This is a genomic window from Bacteroides sp. AM10-21B, assembly GCF_003472565.1.
GTDB classification, from domain to species: domain Bacteria; phylum Bacteroidota; class Bacteroidia; order Bacteroidales; family Bacteroidaceae; genus Bacteroides; species Bacteroides propionicigenes.
In genome coordinates this window covers 314,462-337,103 of the sequence record NZ_QRME01000005.1, presented here as the reverse complement: position 1 = coordinate 337,103, position 22,642 = coordinate 314,462, and the positions used below count along the sequence as shown (strand labels likewise).

At 41.8% G+C, this 22,642-nt stretch carries 20 protein-coding genes and 1 pseudogene; 18 read left to right on the top strand and 3 right to left on the bottom strand.

The features are described from left to right. The first annotated feature begins 12 nt into the window (after positions 1 to 12). The 18 genes and pseudogenes from DW121_RS08775 to DW121_RS08695 all read left to right on the top strand — a co-directional run bounded on the left by DW121_RS08775 (position 13) and on the right by DW121_RS08695 (position 18,149). A complete protein-coding gene (locus DW121_RS08775) occupies positions 13 to 708 on the top strand; it encodes a zinc metallopeptidase (RefSeq protein WP_117711270.1) in 696 nt (231 codons plus the stop codon). Between the two features lie 75 nt (positions 709 to 783). Then, entirely contained in the window at positions 784 to 2,145 is a 1,362-nt protein-coding gene (hisS, locus tag DW121_RS08770; protein WP_117711454.1) for a histidine--tRNA ligase, read from the top strand. A gap of 128 nt (positions 2,146 to 2,273) precedes the next feature. Next, on the top strand, positions 2,274 to 2,432 hold the full coding sequence (locus tag DW121_RS15700) for a hypothetical protein (protein WP_018669324.1): 159 nt from the start codon (positions 2,274 to 2,276) through the stop codon (positions 2,430 to 2,432). 302 nt (positions 2,433 to 2,734) lie between these two features. After that, positions 2,735 to 4,237: a glutamine synthetase family protein gene (locus tag DW121_RS08765; protein WP_118323543.1), complete on the top strand. Its 1,503-nt coding sequence runs from the start codon at positions 2,735 to 2,737 to the stop codon at positions 4,235 to 4,237. A 285-nt stretch (positions 4,238 to 4,522) separates the two neighbouring features. Next, complete coding sequence (locus tag DW121_RS08760) at positions 4,523 to 5,392, top strand: helix-turn-helix transcriptional regulator (protein WP_158573921.1); 870 nt, start codon at positions 4,523 to 4,525, stop codon at positions 5,390 to 5,392. 348 nt (positions 5,393 to 5,740) lie between these two features. Then, a complete protein-coding gene (locus tag DW121_RS08755) occupies positions 5,741 to 6,460 on the top strand; it encodes a hypothetical protein (RefSeq protein ID WP_118323541.1) in 720 nt (239 codons plus the stop codon). Between the two features lie 395 nt (positions 6,461 to 6,855). Beyond that, positions 6,856 to 7,461, top strand: coding sequence for a hypothetical protein (locus tag DW121_RS08750; protein ID WP_147399670.1), 606 nt, complete (start codon positions 6,856 to 6,858; stop codon positions 7,459 to 7,461). A 78-nt stretch (positions 7,462 to 7,539) separates the two neighbouring features. Next, positions 7,540 to 10,311 carry a BACON domain-containing protein gene (locus DW121_RS08745; protein WP_158573920.1) on the top strand — a complete coding sequence of 924 codons (2,772 nt, stop codon included), beginning with the start codon at positions 7,540 to 7,542 and terminating at the stop codon, positions 10,309 to 10,311. A gap of 278 nt (positions 10,312 to 10,589) precedes the next feature. Next, positions 10,590 to 11,393: pseudogene (locus DW121_RS08740) on the top strand (GNAT family N-acetyltransferase). 161 nt (positions 11,394 to 11,554) lie between these two features. Continuing rightward, the gene (locus DW121_RS08735) at positions 11,555 to 11,827 is read left to right on the top strand and encodes a co-chaperone GroES (RefSeq protein WP_004290132.1); all 273 of its coding nucleotides are present in this window, start codon (positions 11,555 to 11,557) and stop codon (positions 11,825 to 11,827) included. A gap of 42 nt (positions 11,828 to 11,869) precedes the next feature. Continuing rightward, positions 11,870 to 13,507, top strand: a complete 1,638-nt coding sequence (gene groL, locus DW121_RS08730) for a chaperonin GroEL (RefSeq protein WP_004290133.1) — start codon at positions 11,870 to 11,872, stop codon at positions 13,505 to 13,507. 169 nt (positions 13,508 to 13,676) lie between these two features. Then, positions 13,677 to 14,003, top strand: a complete 327-nt coding sequence (locus DW121_RS08725) for an ArsR/SmtB family transcription factor (protein WP_117711455.1) — start codon at positions 13,677 to 13,679, stop codon at positions 14,001 to 14,003. A gap of 77 nt (positions 14,004 to 14,080) precedes the next feature. Beyond that, positions 14,081 to 14,530 carry a nitrophenyl compound nitroreductase subunit ArsF family protein gene (locus tag DW121_RS08720; protein WP_118323569.1) on the top strand — a complete coding sequence of 150 codons (450 nt, stop codon included), beginning with the start codon at positions 14,081 to 14,083 and terminating at the stop codon, positions 14,528 to 14,530. A 6-nt stretch (positions 14,531 to 14,536) separates the two neighbouring features. After that, on the top strand, positions 14,537 to 15,244 hold the full coding sequence (locus DW121_RS08715; protein ID WP_117711272.1) for an aromatic aminobenezylarsenical efflux permease ArsG family transporter: 708 nt from the start codon (positions 14,537 to 14,539) through the stop codon (positions 15,242 to 15,244). Between the two features lie 13 nt (positions 15,245 to 15,257). Continuing rightward, on the top strand, positions 15,258 to 15,491 hold the full coding sequence (locus DW121_RS08710; protein ID WP_117711273.1) for a thioredoxin family protein: 234 nt from the start codon (positions 15,258 to 15,260) through the stop codon (positions 15,489 to 15,491). A 9-nt stretch (positions 15,492 to 15,500) separates the two neighbouring features. After that, entirely contained in the window at positions 15,501 to 16,850 is a 1,350-nt protein-coding gene (locus DW121_RS08705; protein WP_118323538.1) for a permease, read from the top strand. A 99-nt stretch (positions 16,851 to 16,949) separates the two neighbouring features. Beyond that, complete coding sequence (locus DW121_RS08700) at positions 16,950 to 17,837, top strand: DnaJ C-terminal domain-containing protein (RefSeq protein ID WP_118323537.1); 888 nt, start codon at positions 16,950 to 16,952, stop codon at positions 17,835 to 17,837. Positions 17,838 to 17,852: 15 nt separating this feature from the next. Continuing rightward, the gene (locus DW121_RS08695) at positions 17,853 to 18,149 is read left to right on the top strand and encodes a chaperone modulator CbpM (protein WP_009121266.1); all 297 of its coding nucleotides are present in this window, start codon (positions 17,853 to 17,855) and stop codon (positions 18,147 to 18,149) included. A 267-nt stretch (positions 18,150 to 18,416) separates the two neighbouring features. Here the strand turns inward: DW121_RS08695 and DW121_RS08690 are convergent, their stop codons facing one another. Genes DW121_RS08690 through DW121_RS08680 form a run of 3 tightly spaced genes read right to left on the bottom strand, consistent with a single transcriptional unit; the run spans position 18,417 to position 22,048 of the window. After that, positions 18,417 to 20,123, bottom strand: coding sequence for an acyl-CoA dehydrogenase family protein (locus DW121_RS08690; protein WP_117711276.1), 1,707 nt, complete (start codon positions 20,121 to 20,123; stop codon positions 18,417 to 18,419). 7 nt (positions 20,124 to 20,130) lie between these two features. Then, on the bottom strand, positions 20,131 to 21,150 hold the full coding sequence (locus DW121_RS08685; protein WP_022217746.1) for an electron transfer flavoprotein subunit alpha/FixB family protein: 1,020 nt from the start codon (positions 21,148 to 21,150) through the stop codon (positions 20,131 to 20,133). 4 nt (positions 21,151 to 21,154) lie between these two features. Then, positions 21,155 to 22,048 (bottom strand): electron transfer flavoprotein subunit beta/FixA family protein, encoded by an 894-nt coding sequence (locus DW121_RS08680; RefSeq protein ID WP_117711277.1) that lies wholly within the window; start codon positions 22,046 to 22,048, stop codon positions 21,155 to 21,157. Positions 22,049 to 22,642: the final 594 nt, after the last annotated feature.

Genomic DNA, 22,642 nt, shown 5'->3' with positions numbered 1-22,642 from the left:
AGAAAGAAGATTATGACAACAGGAATGATAGGAATGCAATGGATTATATTTATCGGTATAGCTGTAATCAGCTGGCTGGTACAGATGAATCTGCAAAGTAAATTCAAGAAATATTCTAAAATACCCACCGGCAACGGAATGACAGGAGCTGATGTAGCATTGAAGATGCTGCACGATAACGGAATTTATGATGTCACCGTTACGCATACTCCGGGACATTTGACAGACCATTACAATCCCGCCAATAAGACAGTGAACCTGAGTGAGGGTGTGTATAGCAGCAACAGTATTATGGCGGCAGCCGTTGCAGCCCATGAGTGCGGACACGCTGTGCAGCATGCGCGTGCCTATGCTCCGCTGACGATGCGTAGTAAGTTGGTGCCTGTCGTATCGTTTGCTTCCAATATTATGACATGGATATTGCTGGCAGGTATCCTGATGTTGAATACTTTCCCGCAATTGCTGTTGGCAGGTATCATTCTTTTTGCTATGACTACCTTATTCAGCTTTATCACTCTGCCGGTAGAAATCAACGCGAGTAAACGTGCATTGGTATGGTTAAGCAGTTCCGGTATTACGAACTCTTACAATCATGCTCAGGCGGAAGATGCGCTTCGTTCGGCGGCTTATACTTATGTAGTAGCTGCACTTGGTTCATTGGCAACACTCATTTACTACATTATGATATTCTTGGGACGTAGAGAATAAGAACATTTATTTTTTTTCTTAATCAATAAAATACCGTAACTTTGCCGTCTTATTTTATAAATGATTGATACGATTATGGCAGCAAAACCAAGTATTCCAAAAGGGACCCGTGACTTTTCGCCTGTAGAAATGGCGAAGCGTAACTATATATTCAATACGATTCGTGATGTTTATCATCTTTATGGTTTCCAGCAGATAGAAACTCCTTCTATGGAAATGCTTTCCACTTTGATGGGAAAGTATGGTGAAGAGGGCGATAAACTGTTGTTCAAGATACAGAATTCCGGTGATTATTTTTCTTGTCTGACGGACGAAGAACTGTTGAGCCGCAATGCCGCGAAGCTTGCAAGCAAGTTTTGTGAGAAAGGTTTGCGCTATGACCTTACCGTGCCTTTCGCCCGTTATGTCGTAATGCACAGGGATGAAATAACTTTCCCGTTCAAGCGCTATCAGATTCAGCCTGTTTGGCGTGCCGACCGTCCGCAGAAGGGACGCTATCGCGAGTTCTACCAATGTGATGCCGATGTTGTGGGCAGTGATTCTTTGCTGAATGAGGTAGAGTTGATGCAGATTGTCGATACTGTATTTACACGTTTCGGCATTCGTGTCTGTATTAAAATCAACAACCGAAAGATTTTGAGCGGTATTGCCGAGATTATCGGTGAGGCCGACAAGATAGTGGATATTACAGTAGCTATTGATAAGTTGGACAAGATAGGGTTGGACAATGTCAATGCCGAATTGAAGGAGAAAGGTATCAGCGATGAGGCTATTGCCAAATTGCAGCCTATTATCTTGTTGAGCGGCAGCAATGAAGAGAAACTTGCTACTCTGAAACAAGTATTGTCTGCCAGTGAAACGGGATTGAAAGGTGTGGAAGAAAGTGAATTTATCTTGAAGACTCTTTCAACTCTCGGTCTGAAGAATGAGATTGAACTTGACCTGACTTTGGCCCGCGGCTTGAATTACTATACCGGCGCTATCTTTGAGGTAAAGGCACTGGATGTACAAATAGGCAGTATCACCGGTGGTGGCCGTTATGACAATCTGACCGGTGTATTTGGTATGGCAGGTGTTTCGGGAGTAGGTATTTCGTTCGGTGCAGACCGTATATTCGATGTATTGAACCAACTTGAACTTTATCCGAAAGAAGCGGTGAACGGTACACAACTTCTGTTTATCAATTTCGGTGAGAAAGAAGCTGCTTTCTCTATGAATGTACTTGCTCAAGTACGTGCAGCAGGTATTCGTGCTGAAATCTTCCCCGATTCCAGTAAGATGAAGAAACAGATGAGTTATGCCAATTCCAAGATGATTCCGTTTGTTGCTTTGGTTGGAGAGAATGAGATGAATGAAGGTAAGGTAACCTTGAAGAATATGGAAACCGGCGAACAGAAGTTGGTTACTCCCGAAGAGTTGGTAAGCGAACTGAATTAATAAAAACTGAAATACTATTAAAAAGGAGCACATTTGTGCTCCTTTTTTTGTATATTTGTAAAGGAGGTGTCGCAGAAATGTAATCTTTGGCATTTACCTTTGCAGTGACAATAAAATAGGAGGTTTGTATGGTTTCCGTTCAATTTAAACAAGAAAAGCACAATGCCCTCGTCAGCTTTTTGATGATTGTCATAGCGGTGTTGTTTTTGCTTTATATGGGGAGTTCGCTGGTGCACTCTACCAAGACTTTTTGGGAAAATTATTCCATTGAGAACTTATTGGAGTGATACTTCATTGATAAGCCTTATAGGAAGTTAACTTGATTGTACTGATGATGTTAACCAAGTGCGATGTGGCAAGTTAACATCATGGTATGTATGATGTTAATATCGTATGGGTTATGATATTAACTTATAGTTTTGCTGAGACGTATTACCTTTTTGTGGTATTTACCCATATTGAGAATAAATAAAGGCAGCTAATCCCATTGCGGTTAGCTGCCTTTTTGTATATTTGTAGATTAATGTCTCAAAATTTCAGTGCAAACGGATTTTGTTAACCATATCATAAATTAAAAACAACCAAAATCATGAATCAAGATTTCTCAATGCATGCCAATCCGTTGGTGGCTAAACTTCAAAAGCCGGCTTCCGAATTTACAAAGGCCGACATCGTATCTTATATAAAGGAAAATGAAATCCTTATGGTGAATTTCATGTATCCGGCAGCTGACGGACGACTGAAAACCCTGAACTTTGTTATTAATGACGCAGCATATCTCGATGCCATTCTTACGTGTGGAGAGCGTGTGGACGGTTCCAGTTTGTTTCCTTTTATTGAAGCGGGCAGCAGCGATTTATATGTAGTGCCCCGTTTTTGTACGGCTTTTGAAGACCCGTTTGCCGATTTGCCTACACTTTCCATGCTTTGCTCTTTCTTCAATAAAGACGGTGAACCGTTGGAAAGTTCGCCGGAACATACTTTGCGCAAGGCTTGCCGGGCATTTACGGAAGTAACAGGCATGGAGTTTCAGGCTATGGGCGAGTTGGAATATTATGTTATTTCGGAAGATAGTGGGATGTTTCCGGCTACCGACCAGCGTGGTTACCACGAGTCTGCTCCTTATGCCAAGTTCAACGAGTTCCGTACCGAATGTATGTCATATATTGCACAAGCCGGCGGACAAATTAAATACGGGCACTCCGAAGTGGGTAATTTCACTCTTGACGGCAAAATATATGAACAGAATGAAATTGAATTCTTGCCGGTACGTGCCGATCAGGCAGCCGATCAATTGATGATTGCTAAATGGATTATCCGTAACCTTGCTCATCACTATGGATTCGACCTTACTTTTGCTCCGAAAATAACGGCGGGAAAAGCCGGTTCCGGGTTACACATTCATATGCGTATCATGAAGGATGGAAAAAATCAGATGTTGAAAGACGGCGTACTTTCCGAAACAGCCCGCAAGGCTATTGCGGGGATGATGGAATTGGCCCCTTCCATTACCGCATTCGGCAATACGAATCCTACCTCTTATTTCCGTCTTGTGCCCCATCAGGAAGCTCCTACCAATATTTGTTGGGGCGACCGCAACCGTTCCGTACTGGTACGCGTTCCGTTGGGATGGTCGGCCAAGACCGATATGTGTATGCTCGCTAATCCATTGGAAGCGCCGAGCAACTACGACACAACTCAAAAGCAAACGGTGGAGATGCGCTCTCCGGACGGCTCAGCCGATTTGTACCAGCTGATTGCAGGTTTGGCAGTGGCTTGCCGTCATGGATTTGAAATATCAAATGCTTTGGAAATTGCAGACAAGACTTATGTGAATGTAAATATTCACAAGAAAGAAAACGAGGATAAACTGAAACAACTGGCCCAATTGCCCGATAGCTGTGCAGCTTCTGCAGACTGTTTGGAGAAACAGCGTGCCGCTTTTGAGAAGTACAATGTTTTCAGCCCCGCCATGATTGACGGAATTATCAGTAAGTTGCGTTCTTATGAGGATAAGACCTTGCGCAGTGAGGTTCAGAATAATCAGGAAGCAATGTTGAAATTGGTTGAGAAGTATTTCCATTGCGGATAATGAGATATATTTCGGTTACTGTAAAAGATGAAGGTGTGTGACAGATTATATTGATTTTTTCTGTTGAAAATCAATTGTTTTAATATCAATTGGTGTAATCAATAGTGAGTGATCACACACCTTTTGTATCAGTAGGTGATACATTGCTCTTGGGAGTTTTTTATTTAATAGTCTATATGCAGAGTTCTTTCATATTTAGTACCTTATTTTGCACTTAAAACAAGATAATTTTCATCGTCTAATGATAAGTTTATGACACGCGATTTGTTTAGAAGATACATATGGTTGGTAGAGACGATTTATTCTTCAGGAAGAATAACTTTTGAAGAAATAGCTGATAAATGGAAACGCAGTTCGTTGAATAATGGCACTTCATTAGTTTTAAGGACATTTCATAACCATCGTGCGGCAATTGAAGAATTGTTTGGTATTCGTATCTTATGTAATCGTACGAGCGGGAATCATTATTATATTGATAATGAGTATGCTTTGAAAACGGGAGGAATGGAAAGTTGGTTGCTGAATACTTTTTCTGTAAGTAACGCTATACAAGAGACCCGTAATCTGTCGGATAGAGTTGTACTTGAGGATATTCCATCGGGAAATCGATTTTTGACCTCTTTTGTTGAAATGATGAAAGAAAATTGTAGATGTACGATTGAATATCAGAGCTTTAATAGTTGTCAGTCGAGAATGTTGACTATATCACCTTATTGTTTGAAACTATTTAGACGAAGATGGTATGTATTGGCTTTGGAAAATGATTCTGAAGAATTACATATATATTCTTTGGATCGGATGAAGTCTGTAACTCTCTCAATGGATACTTTTGATTATCCTTTGGACTTTTCCCCGCAAGATTATTTCTACAATAGTTTTGGAATTATGCATTATGTTGCTGCAAAGCCCGAATATGTAGAAATTAAAGTGCAGGGCGTTAAAAGAAATTATATTCGGATGTTGCCGTTGCATCATAGTCAAAAAGAATTGGTTTTGGAATTGGAGTACTCTGTTTTTCAGTATTATATAAGTCCTACTTATGATTTTTGTCAGGAATTATTGTCGCATGGGAAGGAAATAGAGGTGTTATCTCCGAGTTGGTTTCGACGTCAAATAGCTGAAACAATTAGTGTAATGAATGATTTTTATAAATGATAGATATGAATAGCAGCTCATGAATGGAGCATTTATTTAAATATTCTTATATTTGCAATGTCCTGGATGAAAGGATATGCATATTATGAAGTGTTTAGCTTATTCCTCATCGATGAATCTGGACAATTCAATGTACTGAGAGAATAAGGAAAGATGCTCTCCTTTGGTTTACTCTATATGTGTTTAGACTACATATATACAACCAAAGGCGTGAGCTGTTTTTTTTATACTCAGCACGGGTCAGTCCGGAACCTATCGATGATACGTTAATAGTCTTACGCCTTTTTAGTTATAGATAAAAGAGAATTGGAGAATTTAAGTTTTACATATTTGAAAAGATAAAATACCATGGAAGGAATGAAAGAACTTTTTAAGAAATTAGTGCAGGCCAATATAGCGAATAATACCTATTTAGGTATAGGCGATTACGAGCATGCAGAAATATTATTTGTAGGTAAAGAAGGTTCTCACGTGTATCAGGAAAATAAAAAGAACAATGATGAAATTTCTTTTGCACGAGAATGGGCTGCTATTCTCGACAGTAATGGAAGAAAGACTTCCAAAGATAGTAACGAGTATAGATATCCATCCGGTCATACATGGAGTAAATATCAGAAACTACATGATGTTATTTATCCTGCATTTCGACATACAGCACGGATGGGGGTTAACTTTACGGAGCGGATATTTACCACAGAGATGAGTACCATACGATGCAAGAATACAAGCACCGCCCAAAAAGATCCTGACTTTGATAAACAGTTAAAGGAAAGGAAGGAAAATTTTTTTAAAAATACAGAATTCATTCAAGCATTTCCGGTTGTGGTTTTGGCTTGTTCGAACTATATTAGCGAGAACGAGATTCGTGATATTTTTGGAGTAGTGTTCGATAGAAAATACGAAATACCGTCAAGGGTTGGCAAACGTAATTTCTCATTTTGTATCTACTACAATCGGGAACATTCTAAATTAGTCATTCATACGCGTCAATTGAGCGGTGCTATTCCTGATGAATTATTGGAAGAAATAGGAAACTGCATTAAAGATTTTATGAGGAAATCGATTTGAATTTATATGATTCATGAGGGTGTGCATTGTAAATAAAGAGATAGATAAGTAGATAGACTTATATGAAAAACAACTCATGAATGGAATATTTATCTAAATTATTTCTATATTTGCAATGTCCTGAATGAAAGGACATATATATATTAGGAAGCGTTTAGCTTATTCCTCATCGATGAATCTGGACAATTCAATGTACTGAGAGAATAGGAAAAGATGCTCTCCTTTGGTTTGTTCTATATGTTAGACTACATATATAAAACCAAAGGCGTGAGTTGTTTTCTTATACTCAGTATGGGTCAGTCCAGAACCTATCGATGATATAAGTTAACAGTCTTACGCCTTTCCTTTTTATAAACTCTTCTTTGAGGCTGGGGAGAAAGTCAAGTATGATTATTATGGGATTCATAGACCTTTTTACAGACGATTCTGAACATCGATATCAGAAAGAAGAAAAGCGAAAAGAAGAATTGGCTTTAAAAAAAATCCGAGTTGAAGCAGAAGAGCAGAGACGCCAAACGCAAGTTGAAGCAGAAGAAAGACAGCGGCAGTTTCAGATTGAAGTCGAACAACGCAGGATAGACAAACAGCTTGCGGAGGAACAAAAGAGGCAAGAAAAAGAAAGGTATATACAATTTTCTGATAGCATTGCTAATAAGGTACAGCAATTAATGGATATCGCTATTCCGGATGATAGACTGTCTTTAGTAAAAATCTTGAATCAGTTGGAAATTCTATTGAAGGCAAATCCATATAGTGATAATTCTCAAGTAGAGAATAAAATGCGAAACTCTTATACGGATGCGATAATTGTGAAGATAGAGCAGATACTTGCTGCTTTTGCTTCTTCTTATCCTGATGATGATATGCTTCTTCATTATAATAAGATATTAAAACACACAAAGAACTTTAGAATCTTTAAAAAATATAGGTCGTCATTTGTATTATGCCTTTTTTTATTAGTATTACTATTCTTTTTTTTAGCGATAACCAAACCTTTTTGAAATTCATTTACTTGAATTGAAACAACAAATGTTATTATGCTAAATCGCTTCTTTTATAGAAGTATAATCTATTTGCTTATGAGACACAAGCATTATTATTGGTTACCATTACTTGCAATGATGTTTTTAATGGTATTTTCATGTGGAGATGACGAGGTTGCTCCAATTGATACCTCTTCTTCCATAACGATAGAAGACTCAGAGAGTTTACAACCAGTACTACCACAGCAGGGAGGGACTGCTTTTGTAACTTTTACAGCTACAAGTGATTGGACTGCTAGTTTAATGAATACTCGTGCAGAAGAGTGGATTTCTATTAGTCCAGTTTCTGGAACGAAGGGAAAGACTGAAATAAGTATAACAGCGGTGGCGAATGATACTTATGATGAACGTAATGCTACAATTGTATTGAAATGTGGTTCGGTTTCAAAGAATATTGTTGTAACCCAAAAACAGAAAGATGCTTTAACTATAACTTCTTCCAAATATGAAGTGGGTGTTAAAGGGGGTAATATTAGTGTAGAGGTAAAGGCTAATATTAGTTTTGAAGTTGACATAAAATCAGATTGGATTAGACAAAATACAAAGACCCGTGCTTTAACAACAAGTAATTTGAATTTTACCATAGATTTAAATGAGACAGGAGATAAGCGTGAAGGAGAAATAGTAATTAAGAGTGGAGGACTTTCAGAGATAATCAAAGTTTATCAAAGGTTCGATGATTTTATAACTTTAACGCAAAGCGACTTTACGATTCCTGAAAAAGGTGGAAATGTGGATATTGAAGTAAAGAGTACATTGGATTATGAGGTTAAGATGCTATCTGATGTGGATTGGATTACTGAAGTTCAAAGTCGTGCTGTTTCTACCCATACTCGCCATTATGTAATTTCTCCTAATGATGCTTATGATCCAAGAGAGGTTGAAATCGTATTTTATAATCCGAACGATGAAAATGTTGCAGATACGGTTTCTATTTATCAGATGTATAAGGGTGCTATTTTGGTAGCTCGTAATGAATATCAGTTTGGTGAGAAAGGAGGAAATTTAGACTTGACGGTACAAACTAATTTGGAGTTTGATGTGGAACTCTCGGATTCATGGATTCGGCAAGTGCAACCGACACGCGCTTTAATTGAATATAATCTAAGTTTTACTATATCAAAGAATACTGAACAAAAAGATAGGGAAGCTACTATAACAGTAAAGGATAAGAATAGCGATAAGAAGCAAGTGATTACAGTAAAACAAAGTTATAGAGATTTGGAGCGTGAGGCATTAATCGTATTCTATAAGGCTACTAATGGAGATAATTGGACAAAGAATGTAAATTGGTGTAGTGATAAGCCTCTTTCTGAATGGTATGGAATTGTTGTAGATGCTATTGGAAATGTAATAAGTGTCAATTTACCAAGTAATAATCTATCAGGTGGGTTACCCGAAGAGTTGGGAGACTTATTTAACTTAAGTAATTTGGATGTTTCTAGTAATAATTTAAGTGGTGTAATACCAGAAAGTATAGGAAACTTAAGCAATTTAACCCGTTTTAATGTTTGGAAAAATAATATTGGAGGAAATATACCTAAAAGTATTGGGCATTTGAAAAAGTTGGAGTTCTTTGACGCTGGTTTTAATAATATAGAAGGGGGAATACCTAAGGAATTTGCAGATTTGCCATTACTTTGGCATTTACAATTAAATCGAAATCGTTTGAGTGGCCCTATTCCTACAAAATTATTGCAATGTGAAAGATGGGACACTTGGTATTCGGCTGCATTTATATATCCTCAGCAGGAGGGTTATGTTTTGTTTCCGGAAAATTATTATGTATCAACGGACTTCTCTAAAGATGGCGAGATTTTAACATTGCAGACTCACACAAAAGGCAATGGCATCAAATTAGTTGTAATGGGAGATTTGTTTGTGGATATAGATATGGGAGAAGGTGGTAGATATGAGGCTATAATGAAAGAAACTATGGAAAATTATTTTTCAATAGAGCCTTATAAATCTTTGCGCGACTATTTTGATATCGTAGCAATCAAAGCAGTATCCAAACATGATTGGATGAGTGGAGAGACTGCTTTTGAAACAACAAATATCAATGGTCTTAGTGAGAATACTGTTAAATGTATGGAATATGTTCACAAAGCAGTTGGTGGGGAAAATTTGGATAATGTTCAGGCTATAATGGTTTTGAATCTTGCAGGTAGTATTGCTGGTGGACATTGCAACATGTTTTCAAATGGCTTTAGTTTGTCTTGTTGCGCTTATGATAAGAATGACTTGCGGGAATTTAAGGAATTGATATATCATGAGGCAGGAGGACATGGATTTGGCCTTCTCTGTGATGAATATATATTATATGAAGAAACTTTTACAGATGTTGAGGGACTACTGCAAGATCATAAAGATGGTTGGAATGCAAATGTAGATTATATCTCTGACTCTCAAAAAGTAAGTTGGGCACATTTTATCAATGATCCACGTTATAAAGAAGAAGGTCTTGGTGTTTTTGAAGGTGCTCTTTATAGATATGGTGTTTATCGGCCTACCGAATATAGTATTATGAGAGAGAGAATGAGTGTAAATGGGGAAAATCTATATACATGGGTGAATCAGTATAATGCTCCGAGCCGTGAAGCCATTTATAAACGGGCAATGAAACTTGCTTATGGTGATTCTTGGGACTATAATTATGAGGAATTTGTTAAGTTTGATACTCCTGGACACATGGATTGGATTGAAGCTATAAATAAAATTAAAACAAGAGCGGGTTATCGTGTGTCAGATAGAGAGTATAGGCACATTCCACCAACGATATATAATTATCCGGCGGTGGTAAAATAATGATTTATAAGAACTACTTATTTCCAAAGGATTGTTACAGTTTTTCAGGAATAGGTGTTAGATAGAAAGCCATACTATTCTTTTACAAGAATTTGTATGGCTTTTTGAATTTATAAAGAATCTTGTACCGCTTTCTATAAATAATTATACTAAGTCAGAGATAAAAGTTTATGAAATCACTTTCAGATACTATAAAGAAGTATTTGCATTAAATTGCAATAAATCGTATTTTTTGAAAAATAAAGTGATATTGATATGGAAATAAAACCGCGTTTGATATTTTCGAACAGGCTTTTGCCGATTACGAAGTACAACTGAACAAAGTGGAACTTTTTGCTATGCTGAAAAGGCTCGGTTTCGATGCAGAAGCTTCTTTCGGAGCATTTGACGGGAATAAAACGATTTCGTTTACTTGTAATGGAATAGGGGATTTCTACGGAACGTCTACTGCCTATGATACCGGAACAGGAACCTTGAAAGACTATCGGGGAAAAGGGTGGGCCACTGAGATTTTTAAATATTCGATTCCGCATTTGGAGACATTAGAACTAAAGGAATATCTGTTGGAAGTATTGCAGCATAATATAGGAGCGGTCTCGGTTTATCGGAAGTTGAGGTTTGAGATAACACGAGAGTTTTATTATTTCAAGAAAGAAAACGAGCAGATTGACAAGAGTATCTGAACACTTGATTTTCCTTATACATTGAAACCTGTTGATATTGCTGAATATAGTTCGCTATCTGATTTTTGGAATTTCAAACCCTCTTGGCAGAACAGCCTTGAAGCAATAGCAAGGAGCTTGGAAGGCTTTATCTGTTTGGGCGTTTTCTCTGAAGATAAACTTATTGGCTATGGAGTTTTTGAACCTATATCCGGTGATGTCACCCAGATAGCGGTCGATAAACGTTACCATCGCAGAGGAGTCGGTTCATTGCTTTTCCAGAAGATGCTCGAAAGTAACCAACATAGCTTTGTCAAGATTATTAATACCGATGTAGAATGTAGTTCGATGACAACTTTTCTTCGGTCGAAAAATATAGAGTCTGCGGGCAAACAGTTTGAGATGATTAAAAGGTTGTAGGTGTCGGACTTTTTACAGTTTATTCCTTGCCATTTTGTCAGTTTGAATCTGCCAAACGAACAGCTTTGCCTTTTGGCACAGTTTTCGTAAGTTCTTTTTCGCTTACATAAAGCAAAAATTACTATTATAATAAATGTATAACATATAAAAACAAAGAAACTATGAACATTAAACCATTAGCAGACAGAGTGCTGATACTCCCTGCACCTGCAGAAGAAAAGACAATTGGCGGTATTATTATTCCTGATACGGCAAAAGAAAAACCTTTAAAGGGTGAAGTTATAGCAGTTGGCAACGGAACAAAAGACGAAGAAATGGTGTTGAAGGTTGGTGACACAGTATTGTATGGAAAATATGCCGGTACAGAACTGGAAGTTGAAGGAACCAAATACCTCATTATGCGTCAGAGCGACGTACTCGCTGTATTGGGATAATTAATTTGTAAATAGTAAATCGTTAAAATAGTAAATAGAATTATGGCAAAAGAAATATTATTCAATATCGATGCCCGCGACCAATTAAAGAAAGGTATCGATACACTGGCAAATGCAGTAAAAGTAACTCTCGGCCCGAAAGGACGTAATGTTATCATCGAAAAGAAATTCGGCGCTCCCCACATTACAAAGGACGGTGTAACGGTTGCCAAAGAAGTGGAATTGGCTGATGCTTATCAAAATACCGGTGCACAACTGGTTAAGGAAGTTGCTTCTAAGACAGGTGACGATGCAGGTGACGGTACAACTACTGCTACCGTATTGGCTCAGGCCATTGTAGCCGAAGGCTTGAAAAATGTAACTGCCGGTGCAAGCCCTATGGATATTAAGCGCGGTATCGACAAGGCTGTTGCCAAAGTGGTAGAATCTATCAAGAGCCAGTCTGAGAAAGTTGGTGACAATTACGATAAGATTGAACAAGTTGCTTCTGTATCTGCCAACAATGACCCGGTTATCGGTAAATTGATTGCAGACGCTATGCGTAAGGTTTCTAAAGATGGCGTTATCACTATCGAAGAGGCTAAGGGTACAGATACTACTATCGGCGTAGTGGAAGGTATGCAGTTCGATCGTGGCTATCTTTCAGCTTATTTCGTTACCAATACTGAAAAGATGGAATGCGAAATGGAAAAACCGTACATCCTGATTTACGATAAGAAGATTTCTAACTTGAAAGATTTCTTGCCTATCCTCGAACCGGCTGTACAGACCGGTCGTCCTCTGTTGGTAATTGCAGAAGACGTGGATAGCGAAGCGCTGACTACATTGGTTGTTAACCGTCTGCGTTCTCAGTTGAAGATATGTGCTGTGAAAGCTCCGGGCTTCGGTGACCGCCGCAAGGAAATGCTGGAAGACATTGCCGTATTGACCGGTGGCGTTGTAATCAGCGAAGAAAAAGGCTTGAAGCTGGAACAAGCTACTATCGAAATGTTGGGTACTGCCGACAAGGTAACTGTTTCTAAGGACAATACAACTATCGTAAACGGTGCCGGCGCAAAAGAAAATATCAAAGAACGTTGCGAACAGATTAAAGCTCAGATTGCTTCTACTAAGTCCGACTATGACAAAGAAAAATTGCAGGAACGTCTGGCTAAGTTGTCGGGTGGTGTAGCTGTTCTGTACGTGGGTGCGGCTTCCGAGGTAGAAATGAAAGAGAAGAAAGACCGTGTAGACGATGCGCTCCGCGCTACTCGTGCGGCTATCGAAGAAGGTATCGTTGCAGGTGGCGGTGTAGCCTACATTCGTGCACTGGATGCTTTGGAAGGTCTGCAAGGAGACAATGCTGACGAAACTACAGGTATCGACATCATCAAGCGTGCCATCGAAGAACCTTTGCGCCAGATTGTTGCCAATGCCGGTAAAGAAGGTGCAGTTGTGGTACAGAAAGTTCGTGAAGGTAAGGCTGACTTCGGTTATAATGCACGTACCGATGTTTACGAAAATCTGCACGCTGCCGGTGTGGTAGACCCTGCAAAAGTAACTCGTGTAGCTCTTGAAAATGCCGCTTCTATTGCAGGTATGTTCCTGACTACTGAGTGTGTAATTGTAGAAAAGAAAGAAGATAAGCCCGAAATGCCGATGGGTGCTCCCGGAATGGGCGGTATGGGCGGAATGATGTAATATCGTTTTCCCTTGATTTCTTAATCATATAGATTGACCGCGATGTCTTACATAAAGGCATCGCGGTTTTTTTATGTTGGAGTATATGCTTTTCATAAAGAAAATTGCTGCAATGTTTTGTGGTACAAAATATTGTTCGTAGTTTTGCGAACATATAATTGAGAAGATGATGGAAACCAAGAAATACACATTAGAACAAGAGCAAATTGCTCGCTTTGCAAAAGCGATAGGGCATCCGGCAAGGGTGGCTATTCTTGACTTTTTGGCCAAACAGGACTGTTGTTTTTTCGGAGATATCCACGAGGAACTCCCTATTGCGAAAGCGACGGTTTCACAACATTTGAAGGAGTTGAAAGATGCAGGACTGATACAAGGAGAGATAGAGACACCGAAAGTAAAGTATTGTATCAATCGGGAGAATTGGAAAATAGCCTCTATGCTTTTGTCTAAACTTTTTGGGCAGTGTGTCTGTAAAAAGGAAAGTTGTTGCGAATAGCGGCAATTTTTTTCTCTTTAATGTTCGTAGTTTTACGAAATACAAACATGGATAATTATCAATACAAACAAATGCGTATGAACAGACTGATTTTAGTGTTGGTTATTTGCTGCGGATTGACAGCTTGCGGCAATAATGGAGCGGGGAAGAACCGCTCTGCGGATGTAGAGCAAATACAGTTGCAGGAACAGGAAAACTGTGTGGAAGTGCTGTATTTTCATGGTAAACGGCGGTGTGCCACTTGCATGGCGATAGAAAAGAATGCCAAAGAAGCGATAGAGACACAATTTGCCGATGAACTGAAAAACGGAACAGTCGTTTTTAAAACAATCGACATATCCAAGCCTGAGAACGAGACTGTTGCCAATAAATACGAGGTTGCATGGTCGTCGCTTTTTGTCAGCAAGTGGAGAGATGGTAAAGAAACGTATGAGAATCTGACGGAATATGCTTTTGCCAATGCCAAAACGGCTCCTGATACTTTCAAGAGCGGAGTGATTGAGAAAGTCCGTACCTTATTGGAATAAAGTCTTATGGAGTGGTTACAGGCATTATTGGAAAGCAGTACAACCCCTGCACTTACGGCTTTTCTTTTGGGACTGCTCACAGCGGTTTCACCCTGTCCGTTGGCTACGAATATAGCCGCTATCGGATTTATTGGCAAAGATATTGAAAACCGCCGCCGGATTTTCCGCAATGGTTTATTATATACATTCGGTCGTGTCATAGCTTACACTTTGCTGGGGATTGTATTGATACTGGTACTCAAAGAAGGTTCCAATCTTTTCGGTATTCAGAGGTTCATAGGTAAATATGGAGAGCGCATACTTGGTCCTGCCTTGCTTCTTATAGGCTTGTTTATATTGTTCGGCAGCAAATTGAAATTGCCTTCTTTCGGTTTCAAGGGAGATGGCGAAGGTCTGGCTCGTAAAGGAGGATGGGGAGCGCTTCTGCTCGGAATGCTATTTGCAATGGCGTTTTGTCCCACCAGCGGAGTTTTTTATTTCGGGATGTTGATTCCGATGTCGGCAACGGTTACTGCAGGTTATCTGTTACCTGTCCTTTTCGCCATAGCTACTGCGCTGCCCGTTTTGGCGGTGGCTTGGATATTGGCATTCAGCATACAGCATATCGGCGGTTTTTATGGTAAAATGCAGACTATACAAAAATGGTTGAATAGGATTGTCGGGGGCGTGTTCTCGATTATCGGCGTGTATTATTGTATAATTATATATTTATAAAAAAGATAGAAACATGGAAATTAAAGTTTTGGGAGCGGGTTGTGCCAAATGTAAGACAACCTATCAGACAATAGAGAAAGTAATCTGTGAGAACCATCTTGATGTAAAACTCACAAAAGTAGAGGATATTGTAGAAATACTCAATTCCGGCATTATGGCTACTCCGGCCGTTATGGTGGATGGAGAGGTTAAAATCAAGGGACACGTTCCGTCTGAAACAGAGGTAAAGCAAATACTCGGTATATAAAATGTGGCTATGGATGCGAAAAAGGAACTGAAAATACTCTTTTGGATTATCATAGTTTTTGCGGCAGTCTTCTTCATGCCGCTTGGCAACGAGCGTTTTATGACGGCCATTGATGCGACTCTCGATCTTGCAAAATGGTATGCTCAGGAACACGTAGTGCTATGTCTGCTTCCTGCATTCTTCATAGCAGGGGTGATTGCTGTGTTCGTCAGTCAGGGTTCAGTGCTCAAATATTTCGGGGCAAATGCCAAGAAGTGGCTATCCTATACGATCGCCGCTATTTCGGGAGGTATATTGGCTGTTTGCTCCTGCACGATTTTACCTTTATTTACAAGTATTTACAAACGGGGTGCGGGCTTAGGTCCTGCCATCGCTTTTCTTTATTCAGGTCCTGCCATCAGTATTTTATCCATTATCTTGACGGCCCGTATTTTGGGTATTGAGATGGGCATTGCTCGCATGGTGGGAGCTATCGGCTTTTCTGTAGTGATAGGGCTTGCAATGGCATTCATTTTCCGTAAGGAGGAGAAAGCCAAACAAGAGGAACAGATGAATATTGTGCCGCCACCGGAAAAGCGTCCGATGTGGCAGACTACTTTTCATTTCTTTACGTTGGTACTGATTCTTGTTTTTGCGAACTGGGGTGCACCTGCCGCTTCCGACAGGGGATTATGGTATTTCATTTTCTCCTATAAATGGTATATTGCGGGAATTTTCGCATTGATGCTCTGTTGGTCACTCGTCAAAATATTGAGATTGCGAGTATTGTGGGTATGTGTCGGAGCAGTGCTGACAATTGCCTCCGCTTTTCTTGCCGGAGCTTTCGTTTCCAATGCTAAATTAGTGCCGCTTGTACCGATGGTTGTAGGCATAACGTTGCTTTCCGTCATTCTGCTTTTCGACAAGGGAGATGAAGAGAATCGGGACTGGGCTTTTTCGTCATGGGGGTTTGCCAAGCAAATACTGCCCTTATTGGCAATCGGTGTCGTTACTGCAGGTTTCTTGCTGGGCTCTACGCACGACAGCACTGCTATCGCCGGAGTTATTCCTAACGAGTGGATAGAGTGGGCGGTTGGTGGAAATTCTCTACTTTCCAACTTCTTCGCAAGTTTTACAGGAGCGTTTATGTATTTCGCAACACTAACTGAAGTTCCTATTATTCAGGGGTTACTTGCTTCCGGCATGGGTAAAGGTCCTGCGCTTGCGTTGCTGTTGGCGGGACCGTCGCTGTCGTTGCCTAATATGTTGGTTATCCGGGGTGTTATGGGCACAAAGAAGACCATTGTATATGTGGTTCTTGTTATCATTATGGCGACAATTTCGGGATTTGTATTTGGTAACCTTTCGATTGGTATTTAAAAATAAGATTTTTAATTTCGTTTACACATTTTAGTTCCCGAAAAACAAAGTTGGTGTGCTGTTTGTTCTATCCATTTTAGAATACAAAACTTATAAACTATGGCTTATATTGATTATTATCAAGTCCTTGGAGTAGACAAAACGGCATCTCAGGATGATATCAAGAAAGCGTTCCGTAAGTTGGCGCGCAAATATCATCCCGACTTGAATCCTAATGACGCTACTGCCAAAGATAAGTTTCAGGCTATCAACGAAGCCAACGAGGTGCTTAGTGATCCTGAGAAAAGAAAGAAATATGATGAATATGGCGAGCACTGGAAGCACGCCGATGAATTTGAAGCGCAGAAGCGGGCGCAACAGCAAGCCGGGGCGGGAGGTTTCGGTGGCTTCGGCGGTCAGGATGCAGACGGCTTCTCCGATTTCTTTGAACAGATGTTCGGACACCGCACACGTGGCGGAGGCGGAGCGAATACAGGTTTTCGCGGGCAGGATTTCCATGCCGATTTGAACCTGTCGCTTCGGGATGCAGCCCAAACCTATAAGCAGATATTGACGGTGAACGGTAAGAATGTCCGTATCACCATTCCTGCCGGTGTGGCAAACGGCCAAGTCATTAAGCTGAAAGGCTATGGCGGCGAGGGCATCAACGGCGGACCTGCAGGCGACTTGTACATTACTTTTGTGATTGCTGAGGACCCCGTATTCAAACGCTTGGGCGACGAACTGTATGTAGATGTGGATATTGACCTTTATACGGCGCTTCTGGGTGGCGAGAAGTTGGTAGATACATTGGACGGTCAGGTGAAGCTGAAAGTAAAGCCCGAAACGCAGAACGGGACAAAAGTCCGTCTAAAAGGGAAAGGTTTTCCGGTATACAAGAAGGAAGGCCGGTTCGGTGATTTGATTGTGACTTATTCCGTAAAGTTGCCGACGAATCTGACGGAGCAGCAGAAAGAACTGTTCCGTAAAATTCAAAGTATGAACTAAAAAGGAGAACGAGTTATGCAGAACGAATTAATTATAATCAGTGAGTATTGTGACAAGTGCCACATAGAGCCCTCGTTCATTGAGATGTTGCAGGAAGGCGGTCTGATAGATATTTTGACGGAAGGTGGCGAACGCTGTTTGCAATTTTCCCAATTGCCGGATGTAGAGCGTTACAGCCGTATGTATTACGACTTGTCTATCAATATCGAAGGTATTGATGCCATTCATCATTTGCTGGAGCGTATGGAAAGTATGCAGCAGGAGATTTATTCGCTGCACAATAAGCTGAGACTGTTGGGAGGCTTGGACTGACTTTAAAACTCCGATTGACATTTCATCCTGTCATTCAGAGGAGCTTGTGACGAAGAAGAAAATGTGTCAAAACAAAAGTTCGCTTACTATTTGTTTCTTTTTAGGCACGGATTTCACAGATTTCACGGAAAAGAAATAAAGAAAATCCGTGAAATCCGCGTAATCCGTGCCTAAAAGAAATTATCAAGTGTATTTTGGCACACTCTCTTCTTCGTCACAAGCTCCTCTGAATGACAGGATGAAATGTCAATCAAAGTTTTAAGACTTTTACTTGCGATAACCTTCCAACTCTTCAGCCTTGAACTTGCGGATGAAGTTGAAGTGCTTCTCTATTTCCGATTCAGCATAGTTTACGTACACCAGTGCCGATTTGGCGAACAATTCGGGCGCTTTTGCAGCATCCTGAATCAGCAAGTGGGACATTACGCATACGGCAGCCATTTCGTAAAGGCGGCGGGCCACGAAATCAAGCAACTCTTGGTCGCCGCTTTCCTTAACGGCATTGGTGCAAGCCTCGAACTTGTTTGTCATTTCTTTTACGCGATTCAACAACGGTTGCATTTCTTCGCTGCACGGAATCAGTTCATAGTCGCGCAAGGTGGCGGCATAAGAACCGTTGGTGACGTAGCGGATAGCGGCTACCGTTTGCAACTGCGTAGTACCTTCGTAGATGCTGGTGATACGTGCGTCACGATAAATGCGCTGGCAAGCATATTCCAGCATGAAACCGGAACCGCCGTGAATCTGGATGCTGTCGTAAGCGTTCTGGTTGGCATATTCGGAGTTCATACCTTTGGCCAGCGGAGTGAAAGAATCGGCCAATTTGGCATATTTCTTTTGTTCCTGACGCTCTTCCGGAGTCAGTTTACGTTCGCGGGCGATGTCGTCCAATGCCTTGTAGATGTCTACGTAGCGTGAAGTTTGGTACAACAAGGCGCGGCCTGCATCCAATTTGGCTTTCATGATAGCCAGCATATCGTATACGGCGGGGAACTCGATGATGGCTTTGCCGAACTGTTTGCGGTCTTTGGCATAAGCCAGACCTTCGTTATAGGCGGCTTGTGACAAACCTACGGACTGGGCGGCGATACCCAGACGGGCGCCGTTCATCAGTGCCATTACATATTTAATCAAACCGAGTTTGCGGTCGCCGCAAAGCTCGCACTTCGCATTCTTGTAGACCAGCTCGCAAGTAGGAGAACCGTGAATACCCAGCTTGTTTTCGATGCGGCGAACGTTTACGCCGCCGTCACGCTTGTCGTAGATGAACATGGACAGGCCGCGGCCGTCTTTTGTTCCCTCTTCCGAACGTGCCAGTACGAGGTGCAGGTCGGCATCACCGTTAGTGATGAAACGCTTCACGCCGTTCAGACGCCAGCAGTTGTTTGCTTCGTCGTAAGTAGCTTTCAGCATTACCGATTGCAAGTCAGAGCCTGCATCCGGTTCGGTCAAGTCCATTGACATGGTTTCGCCGGCGCAGATGCGGGGGATGAAACGGCTGTGCTGGTCTTCATTGCCGAACTCGTAAAGAGTTTCAATACAGTCTTGCAAAGACCAGATGTTGCCGAAACCGGCATCGGCGGCAGCTACGATTTCCGCGCACATGGTGTACGGGGTAATAGGGAAGTTCAGTCCGCCGAAACGACGCGGCATGGTCATACCGTTCAAGCCGGCTTTCACCATAGCGTCGAGGTTCTGTTTGGTACCGCTGGCATATTCCACACGGCCGTTGGCGCAATGAGGACCTTCTTCGTCCACGCCTTCGGCATTGGGCGCGATAATCTCACCCGTAATTTCACCGGTGATTTCGAGTACCTTGTCGTATGAGTCGATGGCATCCGCATAGTCCTGCGGAGCATAATCGAACTTGTCTTTATCTTCGTAGCCGCGTTCTTTCAGTTCGCAGATACGTTCCATCATCGGATTGTTCAAGTGGAACTTGAGTTCCGGAATATCTGTATAAAAATTAGCCATAATTTCCTTACTTACTATTCTGTTTGTAATACTTAATCATCTTCGGAATAACTTCTTCTACCGTACCATTGATAACATAGTCTGCAATTGTGTTGATAGGAGCATTTTCGTCGTTATTGACGGAGATGATAATACCGCTCTCCTGCATACCGGCAATGTGTTGGATTTGTCCGCTGATGCCGCAAGCAATGTAGAGTTTCGGGCGGACGGTAACACCGGTCTGACCAATCTGGCGGTCATGGTCGGCATAGCCTGCATCGACGGCGGCGCGACTGGCGCCTACTTCGGCGTGGAGTTCCTTAGCCAGTTCAAATAGCATATCGAAGTTCTCGCGGCTGCCCATGCCGTAACCGCCGGCTATGACGATGGGAGCGCCTTTCAGATTGTGTTTGGCTTTTTCTACGTGGCGGTCGATAACCTTCACTACATAGTCCGTTTCGGGAACGTACTTGGCAACGTCGTGACGAATAACTTCACCCTTGTAGTTGGCATCCAGAATCTCTTTCTTCATCACGCCTTCGCGTACGGTCGCCATTTGCGGACGGTGTTCGGGGTTCACAATCGTTGCTACGATGTTGCCGCCGAATGCGGGACGGATTTGGTATAACAGATTTTCGTAGGTCTTGCCTTCTTTCTTATCCTCATGGTTGCCGATTTCCAGTGAAGTACAGTCGGCGGTCAGTCCGCTGGTCAGTGCGGAAGACACGCGCGGACCGAGGTCACGGCCGATAACGGTTGCACCCATCAGGCAGATTTGCGGTTGTTCTTCTTTGAACAGGTTGATGAGGACGGAAGAGTGGGGAAGGGAAGTGTATGGGAACAAGCCCGGGGCGTCGAATACATGCAGTTTGTCAACGCCGAAGGGCAATACTTGCTTTTCAATGCCTGCCAAATTGTTTCCGGCGGCAACAGCTTCCAGCTGGCAGCCCAACTGATTAGCCAGTTTACGACCTTTGGTCAGGAGTTCGAGACTGACATCGGCAACCGTAGTGCCTTCTATCTCTAAATATACAAATACATTATTCATAATCTTATCCTATCGTGTGGTTAGCTAACAGTTCAACAATCAAATCTTCTACATCCTGGTCGCTGCCTGTCAGTGTCTTGCTTTCTTTGGCTTGGAATGAAATGTTCTGAATGGTTTTCACCTTTGTAGGCGAACCGCTCAGACCGCATTGTACGAGGTCGCCGTTCACGTCGGCCACACTCCATTCGGTGATGTTCAGATAAGGATACTTCTCATAAAGGGCTGCATACGGCAGTTCTGCGCCTTCTTTTTCAATGGCGGCTTTCTCCTGTGCGCCGAGGGCGCGTTTGTATTTCTGTACCAGTTTGGCATTGCGCGGACGGCAGGGAGCGGCGCTTCCGTTGACGGTGATAACGATGGGCAACGGGCCTTCTACCGTTTCCACACCACCGTCGATATGACGTTTTACGGTAATCTTTTTGGCGGCTTTGTCCACATTCAGAATCTCTTCTGCATAAGTCACCTGCGTCAATCCCAACTTTTCCGCTACCTGCGGGCCTACTTGAGCCGTATCACCGTCGATGGCTTGGCGACCGCCGATGATGATGTCGTAATCGCCAATCTTCTTGATGGCGGTGGCAAGGGCGTAGGAGGTGGCCAGTGTATCAGCTCCGGCAAAAGCGCGGTCAGTCAGCAGATAGCCGTTGTCGGCGCCACGGTAAAGTCCTTCACGAATAACTTCGGCTGCGCGTCCCGGTCCCATAGTCAGGATGGTTACGGTGGAGCCCGGATGTTCATCTTTCAATCGGAGAGCTTGCTCAAGGGCATTCAGGTCTTCGGGGTTGAAGATGGCAGGGAGTGCCGCGCGGTTAATGGTTCCGTCGGCTTTCATGGCATCTTTCCCAACGTTACGTGTGTCGGGAACTTGTTTTGCCAATACAACAATTTTCAAACTCATGCTATTAATAATTAGTATTAGTATTTCTATATGTCAGTGCCGGGAATAGGAGTAGTAGAGTCCTGCTACTGAAATTATCCGGTTAACTATCAGCGTGCAAATTTACGCAAAGAGTTGGGTTTGACAAGAAAACAAAGTAAAAAATGCACATCCGAGAAGATTTTGAGCAAAAACGCAAAACGTTTGACAGTGTCGCAGATAGCGTATGACATAAGGAAAATAGGATGAGGACGGTTCTTTTTCCGTTTTTGTGTGATGTAAAATGTTACTCGGAACGATGCAAAACCTCGTTTTCCATTTGGGGGCTGTCCGGTTGCCAATTGCGGGCCGTCCGGTTGCCAACTGCGGGCTCTACGGTTGCCGGCTGCGGGACGAAGAAAAACTAAATGTGTCAAGACATAAAAGTCCTATCATTTTGTCATTCTGAACGAAGTGATGAATCTCTTCTCTGCATACATAAGAGAGGAGATTCTTCGTCGCAAGCTCCTCTGAATGACAGACTATACCTTAGTGTAAAAATCAAAAGATGTTTTGAGCGAAGCTAATGATAGGTTTTTTGCACAGAGGTATAAAGAGTGACGACCAATTATTGGT